The following is a 12614-nucleotide window of genomic DNA, read 5'->3' as shown; positions in this document are numbered from 1 at the left end:
TGGGCATTGGAAGGAAGGACAGCAGTTCATGGCAAAGATGACAGACAGAGGCTTAGAAAACAGGGAGATCATACTTGACATCTTGACGGAGGTGCTCGAAAAGGGCAGCTTCGTCCATCTTGTGTTAAGCCAGGCCTTATATAAATACCAATATCTGGATAAATCCGACAGGGCCTTCATCACCCGCGTGACAGAGGGAACCCTGGAATATCTGATACAGCTGGACTATGTGATCGACCAGTTCTCAAAAACAAAGACAGGGAAGATGAAGCCCTTTATCCGCAATCTCCTGCGGATGAGCGTTTACCAGCTTTTATACATGGACCGTGTGCCGGATTCCGCTGTGTGCAACGAGGCAGTGAAGCTGGCGGTAAAGCGGAAGTTCCAGGGCTTAAAGGGCTTTGTGAACGGTGTTTTAAGGACCATATCCAGGGAGAAGGGAAAGCTGGTATTCGATTCTCCTTCCCTTCGGTACAGCATTCCACAATGGATGTATGATATGTGGAGCCGTGAGTACGGGGAGGAGGGGGCCGGCAGGATCGCAGCCTCCTTTTTAAGGGAGAGCCCCACCTGGGTCCGCTGCAATGTGAGCCGCGCATCCATGGAGGAGATCAGGACATCCCTGGAGGGACAGGGCGTGGTTGTGACACCCCTGAAGGGAATGGAGACCATGATATCCATCTCCGGCTATGACTATCTGGACAGCCTGGAGGCCTTCCGGGAGGGGTGGATACAGGCTCAGGATGTAAGCTCCGCCTTTGTAGGGGAGCTTGCGGCCCCAAAGCAGGGGGACTACATCATCGATGTGTGCGCAGCCCCCGGAGGAAAGAGTCTCCATCTGGCAGACAAGCTTTCCGGCACAGGCTTTGTGGAGGCAAGGGATCTGACACCTCAGAAGGTAGCGCTGATCGAGGAAAATATCGTCCGCTGCCAGGCGTCCAACATGGGCGCCGTCCAGTGGGATGCCCTGGTGTATGACCCGTCCGCTGAGGCAAAGGCTGATATCGTGATCGCCGACCTTCCCTGTTCCGGTCTGGGCATCCTGGGCAAAAAGCCGGATATCAAGTACAATATGACAGAGGAAAAGCTCAGAGAGCTGGCGGCCCTGCAGCGGGAGATCCTCTCTGTGGTTTGGCAGTATGTAAAGCCCGGAGGCCTGCTGGTGTACAGCACCTGTACCATAGACCGCCTGGAAAATGAGGAGAATGCCGCCTGGCTTGCCTCCAAATTCCCCCTTGAACCGGTGGACCTTGAAGGACGGCTGCAGGGCGGTCCGGAAATATTGGCCGGATCAGAGCAGGCTCTGCCGGGCTGCATCCAGTTCCTTCCGGGCATCCTTCCCTTTGACGGCTTTTTTATCAGCCTGTTCCGGAGACAGTAAGGACTGGGTTAAGATATTGATAGATTGCAGGAGTACAAACGTATTTATGTTGGATATAACAGACCATAAAGGCAAAAAAGACATCAAATCCCTGACCTTTGAGGAGCTGGAAGCAGAGCTTTCCGCCCTGGGGGAAAAGCCCTTCCGGGCAAAGCAGGTGTACGACTGGCTCCACGTCAAGCTGGTCACCGATTTCGGCCAGATGAGCAGCCTGTCAAAGGAGCTGCGGAAAAAGCTTGAGGATACCTGCAGCCTGACTGCCTTAAAGACAGTGGGAGAGCGCATTTCGAAGATCGACGGCACAAGAAAATATTTGTTCGGCTTAGAAGACGGCAACGTGATCGAGAGTGTGTGGATGCAGTACCACCACGGCAATTCTGTGTGCATTTCTTCCCAGGTGGGCTGTCGCATGGGCTGCCGGTTCTGCGCTTCCACTCTGGACGGCTTGGAGCGGAATCTGCGGCCCTCAGAGATGCTGGATCAGATATACCGGATACAGACCATTACAGGGGAGCGGGTGTCCAATGTGGTCATCATGGGCTCCGGAGAGCCCATGGACAATTATGATAATGTGATCCGCTTTATCCGCCTTCTCTCCCATGAGAGGGGATTACATATCAGCCAGAGAAATATCACGCTCTCCACCTGCGGCATTGTTCCCGGTATCAGGCGCCTTGCAGAGGAGGGGCTCCAGATCACCTTGGCACTGTCCCTCCATGCGCCAAACGATGAGGTGAGAAAGACGCTGATGCCCATTGCAAACAGCTACAAGCTTGCAGATGTGCTGAAGGCCTGCCATGAATATTTCCAGAAAACAGGGCGGAGGCTGACCTTTGAATACAGCCTTGTGAGGGGAGTCAATGACAATCTCAAGGAGGCAGAGGCCCTGGCCTCTCTGATAGCAGATCAGAAGGGCCACGTGAACCTGATCCCGGTCAATCCCATCAAGGAGCGGGATTACGTCCAGTCAGGACAGAAGGCCATCCAGGATTTTAAGAACCTTCTGGAGAAAAGAGGCATCAACGCAACCGTGAGAAGGGAAATGGGCCGTGACATCGGCGGAGCCTGCGGCCAGCTTCGGAAAAGCTATATGGAAGGAGAGGGATGACATGGAAGCATACGCGCTTACTGACACCGGAAGGGTCAGAAACATGAATCAGGATTATATCTATTCCTCGCCGGAAAAGGTCGGCTCCCTGCCAAACCTCTTTCTGGTGGCAGACGGCATGGGAGGCCATAAGGCAGGAGATTACGCGTCCAGATATGCGGTAGAGAACCTGGTGGTCTACTTAAACCGCTCCTGCCAGGGCGGTCCTGTGATACAGTTAAAGGATGGCATCCGCCAGGTCAATGAGGGACTTTTTGAGGAGTCACGCAGCAGGGAGGAGCTAAGAGGCATGGGCTGCACCCTGGTAGCGGCCGTGGTGGAGGACAATACCCTCTATGTGGCCAATATCGGTGACAGCCGTCTTTATCTCATACAGGGCGGCAGCATCCGCCAGGTCACGAAGGACCACTCCTATGTGGAGGAGATGGTGGCCATGGGCCAGATGCGCCGCGGCAGCGCAGATTACAACAGCCATAAAAATATCATCACAAGGGCTCTGGGCATTGGAAGAAATGTGGAGCCGGATTTCTTTGAAGCAGAGCTGGAAAATGGGGATTATTTCCTGCTGTGCTCAGACGGGCTCAGCAATATGGTGGACGATGAGACCATCTGCCGCATCATCACAGGCGGGGGCAGCCTAAAGGAGAAGGCAGTCAGGCTGATCGATGAGGCCAATGGCCGCGGAGGCGCCGACAACATTGCAGTTGTCCTTGTAAAGCCTTTAGGAAAGGGGGATGAGCCATGTTAAACCCCGGAATGTATCTTCAGAACCGCTATGAGATCTTAGAGCGCATTGGCTCAGGCGGCATGTCTGTGGTCTACAAGGCCCAGTGCCATACCTTAAACCGCCTTGTTGCCATCAAGGTATTAAAGGAAGAATTTGTATTTGACGAGACCTTTGTGGGCAAATTTAAGATGGAGGCCCAGTCAGCGGCAAGGCTTTCCCACCCCAATATTGTCAGCGTATACGATGTTGTGGAGGAGGGCATGCTCCACTACATTGTCATGGAGCTCATAGAGGGCATTACCTTAAAGAGCTATATTGAGAAAAAGGGATTTTTAGAAAATAAGGAGGCTATCGGCATTGCCATCCAGGTGGCTTCGGGCATTGCGGCTGCCCATGAGCAGCATATCATCCACAGAGATATCAAGCCTCAAAATATGATCATCTCCAGGGACGGCAAGGTAAAGGTGGCAGATTTCGGCATTGCAAGAGCCGTGTCCACCCAGACGATCAATGCCACGGCAGTGGGCTCTGTCCACTACATTTCACCGGAGCAGGCCAGAGGAGGCTACTGCGATGAGCGCAGCGATATCTATTCCTTTGGCATTACCCTGTATGAGATGGCAACGGGCCGCGTCCCCTTTGAGGGAGACAACACGGTGGCAGTGGCCCTGGCTCATCTGGAGGAGCCGGTGATACCGCCAAAGGAATACAACCCCGACATCTGTGACGGCCTCCAGCAGATCATCATCAAATGTACCCAGAAGCGCCCGGAAAGGCGCTATGAAAAGATGACAGATGTGATCGCAGACCTGCGCAGGGTGCTCGTGAATCCGCAGACCGATATCTATGCCAGTGAGAGCAGCGGGGAGGATGAGCTTTCCAAGACCCGCCCCATTTCCAGGGAGGAGCTTGTCAGCATCCAGGAGGGGAGAAAGAGCTTTAAGGAAGAGGAGATATCCCCTGCCAGGGATGAGGCAGAGCCAAAGCCGGAAAAGCCCAGGCGGCAAAGCAGGCCCAGGAAGAGCAGCAGAGAGAAGAGTGAAGAAAAGGAACAGGAGGATGTTGCCACCCAGTTTGAGAAGATCCTTACGGCGGCAGGCATTGTGGCAGCGATTCTGATCGTGGCAGTGGTGCTGTTTGTATTTTCACGCCTTACAGGGCTTTTCAGCGCGGGAAGCCTGGCGGGCAGGGAGTCTGTGGCAGTCACCTCAGAGGCGCCTCCCCAGGAGATGGAGGTCACGCTCTCTGACAACCAGACCTATATGCCGGATGTGCTGGGACTGCCTCAGGATATGGCAGAGGCCAAGCTGAAGGAAAATACGCTGGTGATGAGCGTGACAGCCAGTGAGTTCTCCGATAACTATGCGGAGGGCCAGATCATGCGGCAGGATATCAATTCCGGAGATGCGGTGGAAAAGTGGAGCACCGTGGGAGTCACTGTCAGCAAGGGAAGCGACAAGGTGGATCTAAGCGCCCTGGGGCTTTTGCAGCTCACAGGAGACCAGGCCAAAGCTCTGCTGGAGGAAAAGGGCCTGACCGTACAGCGCCGTGATGAGAACAATGCCGCTGTGCCCAAGGGAAATGTGATACGCTTTACTCCGGACAACGCAAAGGTGGGGGAGAGCGTGACATTGTTTGTGAGCAGCGGCCCCCAGAATGTGCCGGGCCAGGTGCCGTCCCTCTTAGGCGTGGACCAGACCACGGCAGACGCATTGCTGGCAGGAGCAGGACTGACAGTGGGACACGTATCCTATGATACCAGCGATACGGTGGCGGAGGGCCTGATCATCGGACAGTCTGCGGAGCCGGGGACCATCCTTGCTCCCCAGACAGCGGTGGATTATGTGATAAGCGGAAAATCGCCGGAGAGCGGACAGGCAGATGACGGCAGGTATTATATCGGTTCCATCGACACCACCTGCTCTTTGAGCAACTACATCGGACCCGCATCCAAGACCAGCAGTGTCCGGGTGCTGATCAGGCTGAAACAGACCGTGGACGGCGTTGACCTGTATACCAATCTGGTCAGTGCAAGGCTGGTGGTAGGAGCCCAGGACGTGCCTGTGGTGATCCCCAGGATCAAGGGGGCCTACGGCGTTGACAGCGGCACCGTGGAGGTGGTGGATGCAGATACCTTGACCGTTATCAGCTCCTACCCGGTGACCTTTTTCCCGGCAGGATAAGAGGAATATATGACAGGAAAGATAATGAAGGGGATTGCCGGTTTTTACTATGTGAATGACGGCACCGGCAATCTGTATGAGTGCAAGGCAAAGGGCGTATTCCGCAACAAAAAGATCAAGCCCCTGGTGGGGGACAATGTGGAATTTTCCATTCTGGATGAGGCGGAGATGGAGGGAAACATCGATGCCATCCTTCCAAGAAAGAACGCCCTCATAAGGCCTGCGGTGGCAAATGTGGATCAGGCCATGGTGGTATTTGCCGTCTCCCATCCGGAGCCGAATTTTCATCTCTTAGACCGTTTCCTGGTGATGATGGAGCTTCAAAAGGTTCCCGTCATCATCTGCTTTAACAAGGCAGAGCTGGGGGAGGCGGAGAAGATCGGGGAGTACCGCTCCATCTATGAGAGGGCAGGCTACCAGGTATTGTTCATCAGCACCTATGAGGACAAGGAGCAGAGGGCAGTGCGGGAGCTCCTAAAAGGGAAGACAACGGTCCTGGCCGGACCCTCAGGAGTGGGCAAATCCTCCCTGACCAACTGCATCCAGCCTGAGGCTTTCATGGAGACAGGCGATATCAGCAGAAAGATCGAGCGGGGAAAGCATACCACCCGCCATTCAGAGCTGTTTTATATTGAAAAGGATACCTATATGATGGACACGCCGGGCTTCAGTTCTATTTTCACACCGGAAATAGAGGCCGGAGAGCTGAAGGATTGCTTTCCGGAATTTGCTCCCTTTGAGGAGGACTGCCGCTTCTTAGGCTGTGTCCATGTGGGGGAGCGGGTGTGCGGCGTGAAGGACGCCCTGGAAAAGGGGCTTATAAGCAGCAGCCGCTACGCCAATTATCTTACGATGTACAAGGAATTAAAGGACAGGAGGAAATATTGACATGTACTACAAGGTAGCGCCGTCTCTGTTGGCGGCTGATTTTACAAGGCTGGGAAGCCAGGTCCAGGAGGTAAGGGAGGCAGGCGCAGAGTATATCCATCTGGATGTGATGGACGGTGCCTTTGTGCCCAGCATTTCCTTTGGAATGCCTGTATTAAAGAGCTTGAGAAAGGCTTCCGATATTGTATTTGACGTTCACATGATGGTGGAGGAGCCGGGGCGCTATGTGGAGGATATCAAAAAATCCGGCGCTGACATTATCACTGTCCATGCAGAGGCCTGCACCCATCTGGACCGTGTGGTAAACCAGATCAAGGAGACTGGCTGCCGGGCAGGCGTGGCCTTAAATCCCGCCACTCCTGTGTCTGTGCTGGACTGTATCCTGGACCAGCTGGATATGGTACTCATCATGACCGTAAACCCTGGCTTTGGAGGACAGAAGTTCATCCCATACACCTTAAATAAGGTGCGCGCCCTGCGCCAGACCGTGAAGGAGAGAGGCCTTAAGACGGATATCCAGGTAGACGGCGGCGTCAGCATTGCCAATGTAAGGGAGATCCTGGAGGCCGGAGCCAATATATTTGTGGCAGGCTCTGCGGTGTTCGGCACAGATCCGGCTGCACGGACAAGAGAATTTGTAGAGCTCTTTAAGGAATACGAGAAATGAAGCGGTGTCTGATCCTTACCGGCGGAAGGCTGGATCTGTCCTTTGCCAGGGACTTTCTTAAGGGGGAGTCCTTTGCAAGGGTGATCGCTGTGGACGGAGGGCTGAAGGCGGCAAAGGAGCTTTCCCTTATGCCGGATATCATTGTGGGAGATTTTGACACGGTGGAGCCGGAGATCCTGGCCTTTTTCCGGAAAAAAGAGCATATCATATGGGATGTCCACAACCCGGAAAAGGATGATACGGACACGGAGCTGGCTATTAAGAGGGCTCTTGCCATGGGCTGCGATGAGACCGTGCTCTTAGGTGCGACAGGGGGAAGGCTGGATCACATGCTGGGTAACCTCCATCTTTTGTATCCCTGCCTGCAAAAGGGCATGGAGGCCTGTATTGTGGACCCGCAGAACAAGCTGTACCTCATAGACGGGGAGCGGCATTTCAGGAGAGATGAGCTGTGGGGAAACTATATTTCCTTCCTGCCTCTCACAGAGGAGGTAAGAGGCATCACCCTCACCGGCTTTAAGTATCCTCTGACGGATAAGGATATTGAGATCGGGACCAGCCTGTGCATCAGCAACGAGCTGGCAGAGGAGGAGGGGACCATCACCTTTTTGGAGGGAGTCCTGATGGTGGTGGAGTCCCACGACTGAGCTTTTTCAGGAAAAACGTAACTACTCAGCCTGCGGCTGTGTAGTTACGGAATCCGGCTCATTTTAAGTTCACCTACGGTGAAGGAGCCGGATTCTTCTCGCCCGTAACTCGTTCTTACGGTCTTTGCAGTAAATGCAAAGACCTACACTGAGTAGTTACGGAAAAACGCACAACTGGACTGGTTAAAATACAACGAACTGGATATTTATAACACTCCACTCCGGTGCTACTATATGGGTCGTAAACGATATTGAAAAAGGAGTGGAATGATCATTATGAAAACGAATCATGCAGCAGCTGCGGCAAACAGGGCCTCTGCCAGCAGCCAGATCTACAAAATTGCTTTGACAGGCCTCTTTGCAGCATTGTCCTATGTGGTATTTACCTTTCTTCAGGTAAAGATCACCCTTCCGGGCGGAGACGCTACCTCCATTCATCTGGGAAACGCAGTCTGTGTTCTGGGAGCACTTGTATTAGGCGGATTTTACGGCGGCCTGGGCGGGGCCATTGGTATGACCATCGGCGACCTCTTTGATCCGGTATACGTGGCATATGCGCCGAAGACCTTCATTCTGAAGCTCTGTATCGGTCTGATCGCCGGCTTTGTAGCCCACAAGATCGGAAAAATCAATGAGAGCAATGACAAGAACCACGTATTCCGTTTTGCCCTGGCTGCTGCCATCTGCGGGCTGTTATTCAATGTGATATTTGACCCGCTGGTAGGATATTACTACAAGCTCCTGATCATGGGCAAGCCTGCGGCAGAGCTGGTACTGGCATGGAATGTGGCTTCCACCTCCATCAATGCCGTTACCTCCACCATTGCCTCTGTCATCATCTATATGCCCCTGCGCAGTGCCTTAAAGAGGTCCGGTCTATTTGAGCAGTTAAAGTAAACCGACATGCGCCCGGCTGGCGGACGTGCCACCGCACCACGAAAGCCTGGCGGGCGCATTTGGCATCGACCAGATTCGGATTTTATGACCGGAAAACTGAAGCACCACGAAAGCCTGGCGGGCGCATTTGGCATCCCTGAATACATGCCGCCTTGCGGCGGCGGTACTTTTGCAGTAAACGGGCAGGAATAAAGGAATGATAACATGCAGAAAAAGATTGCAATGATCAATGATTTATCGGGATATGGCCGCTGTTCTCTGACAGTGGCCCTTCCTGTGCTTTCGGCCATGAAGCTCCAGTGCTGTCCTGTGCCGACCTCCATTCTGTCGAATCACACAGGGTTTCCCGTATATTTTTTCGATGATTATACGGAGAAGATGAAGCCTTATGTAGAAAAGTGGAAGGAGCTGGGACTGACCTTTGACGGCATTGCCACAGGCTTTCTGGGATCCGAGGAGCAGATCGAGCTGGTAATGGAGATGATAAAAGATCTCAGCACAGAGGGGACAAAGGTCATTATAGACCCGATTATGGGCGACAATGGTTCCCCCTATGCGACCTATACGCCGCAAATGTGCAGGCGCATGGGAGAGCTGGTCTCCATGGGCGATATTGTCACGCCAAATCTGACAGAGGCCTGTATCCTCACAGGAAGGCCTTACAAGAAAGAGGGCTGGAGCCGTAAGGAGCTTGCTGGGCTGGCAGAGGAGATCCGGGCCCTGGGGCCGGACTCTGTGGTGATCACAGGGATCAGCCAGGGACAGTATCTTGTAAATGCAGTGGCCGCCGGGGGGAAGGAGCTCGTACTCTTAAAGCGCAAACGCGTAGGCAGGGAGAGGCCGGGTACAGGTGATGTATTCTCCTCTGTGGTGGCAGGAGCCTACGTCAGAGGCTGGGATCTGACCTCTGCTGTGGGCCTGGCAGCTGATTTTGTGAAGGAATGCATCCGCATATCAGAGAAGATGGACATCCCGGTTGCAAACGGCGTGTGCTTTGAGGAAATATTGGACCAACTGATCAGGGCGGTGCGCCGCTGTGAAGAGGCGTTCTGATCCGGCAAAAGCCGTAACAGTTCAGGCGGCTGGCGGGAGGGCGTCTGGCGCTCCGGTTTCGGACATAAGAAGCACTAAGACACCTGATTTTTCCGAAAAGCCAGTTGACTAAGTGCTTCTAATGTCCTGCAAAGTCGCTCCGGCCGCCCTCCTAGCAGCCGCCTGAACTGTTACCAAAAGCCGGGAAAAACACCAGGAAAAATACAAAAAGGGCTTTCTTTTCCAGGAAAAATGGTATATACTCTTTAACAGCTACGTATGCCTGTCTATTTCAGGCATTATTTTAAGGAAATCCAGGAGGAGACCATGTTAGACTTAAGGTTTGTGAGAGAAAATCCAGATATTGTAAAACAGAATATCAAGAATAAATTCCAGGACAGCAAGCTGCCCCTGGTGGACGAGGTGATCGCCCTTGACGCAGAGAGCCGCGCTACCCAGAAGGAGGCAGATGACCTGCGTGCCAGCCGCAACAAGCTTTCCAAGGAGATCGGAAAGCTGATGGGCCAGGGCAAGAAGGAGGAGGCAGAGGCTGTCAAGCAGCAGGTAAATGCCAATTCTGCCAGACTGGCTGAGTTAGAGGCAAAGGAAGGGGAGCTGTCTGAGAGGATCTTAAAGATCATGATGACGATCCCTAATATCATTGATCCCAGCGTGCCTATCGGCAAGGATGACAGCGAGAATGTGGAGATCGAGAAGTTCGGTGAGCCGGTGGTTCCTGATTTTGAGATCCCTTATCATACCGATATCATGAAGACCTTTGACGGCATTGATCTGGATGCTGCAGGAAAGGTAGCAGGCAACGGCTTTTACTACCTGATGGGCGATATTGCAAGGCTTCACTCCTCTGTGATCTCCTATGCAAGAGATTTCATGATCGACCGTGGCTTTACCTACTGCGTGCCGCCGTTTATGATCCGCAGCAACGTGGTGACAGGCGTTATGAGCTTTGCTGAGATGGATGCCATGATGTACAAGATCGAGGGCGAGGACTTATACCTGATCGGCACCAGCGAGCACTCCATGATCGGCAAATTTATCGATACCATTACCCCGGAGGAACAGCTTCCGAAGACGCTGACCAGCTATTCCCCATGCTTCCGCAAGGAGAAGGGTGCTCACGGCATTGAGGAGAGAGGCGTATACCGCATCCACCAGTTTGAGAAGCAGGAGATGATCGTAGTCTGCAAGCCGGAGGAGAGCCCAATGTGGTACGATAAGCTGTGGCAGAATACCGTTGACCTGTTCCGTTCCTTAGATATCCCGGTACGTACATTAGAGTGCTGCTCCGGGGACCTGGCTGACCTGAAGGTGAAGTCCTGCGACGTGGAGGCATGGTCTCCCAGACAGAAGAAGTACTTTGAGGTGGGAAGCTGCTCTAACTTAGGAGATGCCCAGGCACGCCGCTTAAAGATCCGCGTCCAGGGAGAGGACGGCAGCAAGTACCTTGCCCACACACTGAACAACACCGTAGTCGCTCCGCCGCGTATGCTGATCGCTTTCCTGGAGAATAACCTTCAGGCCGACGGCAGCGTAAGGATTCCGGAGGTTCTGCGTCCTTACATGGGCGGAATGGAAGTTATGATTCCAAAGAAGTAATAGAGACAACATACGAAGAAGACAGAAAGGACCGGCCTGCAGACGAATGCGCAGGCCGGTTTCTATAAATATCCAGTAAAATGCGCAGGTGACGGGTTTTACCGGATTTACAAAGCATATCAGAAACCCGGCAGCGGCCGGGCTTCTGGTTCTATCAGATAAGAGAAAGGAAGAATGCAATGATCATATTTAACCATTTTAATTTTAATGTGCTGGATTTAGAAAAGAGCCTGGATTTCTATAAAAAGGCATTGAATCTGCAGGTAGTGAGAGAGAAGGTGGCCTCTGACGGCTCCTTTAAGCTGGTATATTTAGGTGACGGCGAGACCGGCTTTTCACTGGAGCTTACCTGGCTGCGGGACAGGAAGGAGCCCTATAATCTGGGAGAATGCGAGTTCCATCTGGCCTTCCATGTAGACGACTATGAGGGGCTTCACAAGCACCATGAAGAGATGGGCTGCATCTGCTATGAGAACCCATCCATGGGCATTTACTTTATCACAGATCCTGACGGCTATTGGATCGAGATCGTTCCGGCGAAGAGGTAATACAGAATGACGCAGAAACAAAAGGGGATCTTGTATATGATCCTTTCCGCACTGTCCTTTGCAATTATGCAGGTAGTAGTGCGTCTGACAAAGGAGATCCCCACAATGGAACAGATATTTGTGCGTAATCTGTTTGTACTTATTGCCGCATTTGTCATCATACGCCGCAATAAGGGCTCCTTGTTCGGGGAGAGAAAGTACCAGGCTGGATTGTTTGGCCGCTCCCTCTTTGGCTTTCTGAGCCTTATCACCCTGTTTTACGCATCCAGCCATGCTGCCCAGGGGGATGTCACCATCATCAATAAGCTGTCACCTGTTTGCGTGACACTGCTGGCTGTATTTTGGCTGAAGGAGAAAATGTCACCTGTACAGATTCCGGCGCTTATCCTGTCGATCCTGGGAGCCTGCATTGTATTTCAGCCCAGCTTTCAGTCCAACCCGCTGCCCCTTATTATGGCATTTTTATCTGCTGTCTCCTCAGGGATCGCGTATACGTTTCTCGGCTATTTCAAGGATAAGGTGGACGGGATGACCGTCATCATGCATTTCTCCACCTTCAGTGCAGTGTGCTCCCTGCCATTTATGCTGGGCAGCTTTGTGATGCCTGACCTGCGCCAGCTTTTGCTTCTGCTGCTCATCGGCGTCTTCGGCTCCTTGGGCCAGGCCTTTATCACCTACGCCTATCGCTTTGCTCCGGCTTCTGAGATCAGCATCTACAACTACACCGGGATATTGTTCAGCCTCCTGTTGGGTTTTGTGATTCTGGGAGAACCAGTAAAAATGTCCTCCATAGCAGGAGGAGCCCTGGTGGCTGCGGCTTCGATTTTGGTGTATGTTTATAATAACAGAGGGCGGAGAGAAAAAGTAAATGGTATATAACTCGTCGACTTTCCTTCAACTCGATAATTCGAGATAATTG

12 protein-coding genes are annotated in these 12614 nt (G+C 52.9%); all 12 read left to right on the top strand.

Going from position 1 to position 12614, the window contains the following annotated elements; genetic code table 11:
* The first annotated feature begins 28 nt into the window (after window positions 1–28).
* Window positions 29–1381 carry a 16S rRNA (cytosine(967)-C(5))-methyltransferase RsmB gene (gene rsmB / locus LIZ87_RS13405; RefSeq protein ID WP_178313197.1) on the top strand — a complete coding sequence of 451 codons (1353 nt, stop codon included), beginning with the start codon at window positions 29–31 and terminating at the stop codon, window positions 1379–1381.
* Between the two features lie 46 nt (window positions 1382–1427).
* Window positions 1428–2489, top strand: coding sequence for a 23S rRNA (adenine(2503)-C(2))-methyltransferase RlmN (gene rlmN / locus LIZ87_RS13400; protein ID WP_178313198.1), 1062 nt, complete (start codon window positions 1428–1430; stop codon window positions 2487–2489).
* A 1-nt stretch (window position 2490) separates the two neighbouring features.
* On the top strand, window positions 2491–3237 hold the full coding sequence (locus LIZ87_RS13395; protein WP_227147748.1) for a Stp1/IreP family PP2C-type Ser/Thr phosphatase: 747 nt from the start codon (window positions 2491–2493) through the stop codon (window positions 3235–3237).
* On the top strand, window positions 3231–5399 hold the full coding sequence (gene pknB / locus LIZ87_RS13390) for a Stk1 family PASTA domain-containing Ser/Thr kinase (protein ID WP_227147746.1): 2169 nt from the start codon (window positions 3231–3233) through the stop codon (window positions 5397–5399). The genes LIZ87_RS13395 and pknB overlap by 7 nt, the downstream gene beginning before the upstream one ends.
* Window positions 5400–5408: 9 nt before the next feature.
* Window positions 5409–6287: a ribosome small subunit-dependent GTPase A gene (gene rsgA, locus LIZ87_RS13385; RefSeq protein ID WP_178315471.1), complete on the top strand. Its 879-nt coding sequence runs from the start codon at window positions 5409–5411 to the stop codon at window positions 6285–6287.
* A 1-nt stretch (window position 6288) separates the two neighbouring features.
* The gene (gene rpe, locus LIZ87_RS13380) at window positions 6289–6954 is read left to right on the top strand and encodes a ribulose-phosphate 3-epimerase (protein WP_227147743.1); all 666 of its coding nucleotides are present in this window, start codon (window positions 6289–6291) and stop codon (window positions 6952–6954) included.
* Window positions 6951–7601 carry a thiamine diphosphokinase gene (locus LIZ87_RS13375; protein ID WP_178315945.1) on the top strand — a complete coding sequence of 217 codons (651 nt, stop codon included), beginning with the start codon at window positions 6951–6953 and terminating at the stop codon, window positions 7599–7601. Before rpe ends, LIZ87_RS13375 begins: the two co-directional genes overlap by 4 nt.
* Window positions 7602–7877: 276 nt before the next feature.
* The gene (locus tag LIZ87_RS13370) at window positions 7878–8498 is read left to right on the top strand and encodes an ECF transporter S component (protein ID WP_227147740.1); all 621 of its coding nucleotides are present in this window, start codon (window positions 7878–7880) and stop codon (window positions 8496–8498) included.
* A 204-nt stretch (window positions 8499–8702) separates the two neighbouring features.
* Entirely contained in the window at window positions 8703–9551 is an 849-nt protein-coding gene (locus LIZ87_RS13365) for a pyridoxamine kinase (protein ID WP_227147737.1), read from the top strand.
* A 306-nt stretch (window positions 9552–9857) separates the two neighbouring features.
* Complete coding sequence (gene serS, locus LIZ87_RS13360) at window positions 9858–11147, top strand: serine--tRNA ligase (RefSeq protein ID WP_227147734.1); 1290 nt, start codon at window positions 9858–9860, stop codon at window positions 11145–11147.
* Window positions 11148–11326: 179 nt separating this feature from the next.
* Window positions 11327–11695, top strand: coding sequence for a VOC family protein (locus LIZ87_RS13355; RefSeq protein ID WP_178316356.1), 369 nt, complete (start codon window positions 11327–11329; stop codon window positions 11693–11695).
* A 6-nt stretch (window positions 11696–11701) separates the two neighbouring features.
* Window positions 11702–12574 (top strand): DMT family transporter, encoded by an 873-nt coding sequence (locus LIZ87_RS13350; RefSeq protein WP_227147731.1) that lies wholly within the window; start codon window positions 11702–11704, stop codon window positions 12572–12574.
* Window positions 12575–12614 lie beyond the last annotated feature (40 nt).

The organism is Lacrimispora sp. 210928-DFI.3.58, from assembly GCF_020554865.1.
Taxonomy (GTDB): domain Bacteria; phylum Bacillota; class Clostridia; order Lachnospirales; family Lachnospiraceae; genus Enterocloster.
This window is presented reverse-complemented; position numbering and strand designations above follow the sequence as displayed.

Excerpts from the sequence above, each read along its gene's own strand:
- rsmB (WP_178313197.1), top strand. The coding sequence starts at position 29 with ATGGCAAAGATGACAGACAGAGGCTTAGAAAACAGGGAGATCATACTT.
- rlmN (WP_178313198.1), top strand. The coding sequence starts at position 1,428 with ATGTTGGATATAACAGACCATAAAGGCAAAAAAGACATCAAATCCCTG.
- LIZ87_RS13395 (WP_227147748.1), top strand. The coding sequence starts at position 2,491 with ATGGAAGCATACGCGCTTACTGACACCGGAAGGGTCAGAAACATGAAT.
- pknB (WP_227147746.1), top strand. The coding sequence starts at position 3,231 with ATGTTAAACCCCGGAATGTATCTTCAGAACCGCTATGAGATCTTAGAG.
- rsgA (WP_178315471.1), top strand. The coding sequence starts at position 5,409 with ATGACAGGAAAGATAATGAAGGGGATTGCCGGTTTTTACTATGTGAAT.
- rpe (WP_227147743.1), top strand. The coding sequence starts at position 6,289 with ATGTACTACAAGGTAGCGCCGTCTCTGTTGGCGGCTGATTTTACAAGG.
- LIZ87_RS13375 (WP_178315945.1), top strand. The coding sequence starts at position 6,951 with ATGAAGCGGTGTCTGATCCTTACCGGCGGAAGGCTGGATCTGTCCTTT.
- LIZ87_RS13370 (WP_227147740.1), top strand. The coding sequence starts at position 7,878 with ATGAAAACGAATCATGCAGCAGCTGCGGCAAACAGGGCCTCTGCCAGC.
- LIZ87_RS13365 (WP_227147737.1), top strand. The coding sequence starts at position 8,703 with ATGCAGAAAAAGATTGCAATGATCAATGATTTATCGGGATATGGCCGC.
- serS (WP_227147734.1), top strand. The coding sequence starts at position 9,858 with ATGTTAGACTTAAGGTTTGTGAGAGAAAATCCAGATATTGTAAAACAG.
- LIZ87_RS13355 (WP_178316356.1), top strand. The coding sequence starts at position 11,327 with ATGATCATATTTAACCATTTTAATTTTAATGTGCTGGATTTAGAAAAG.
- LIZ87_RS13350 (WP_227147731.1), top strand. The coding sequence starts at position 11,702 with ATGACGCAGAAACAAAAGGGGATCTTGTATATGATCCTTTCCGCACTG.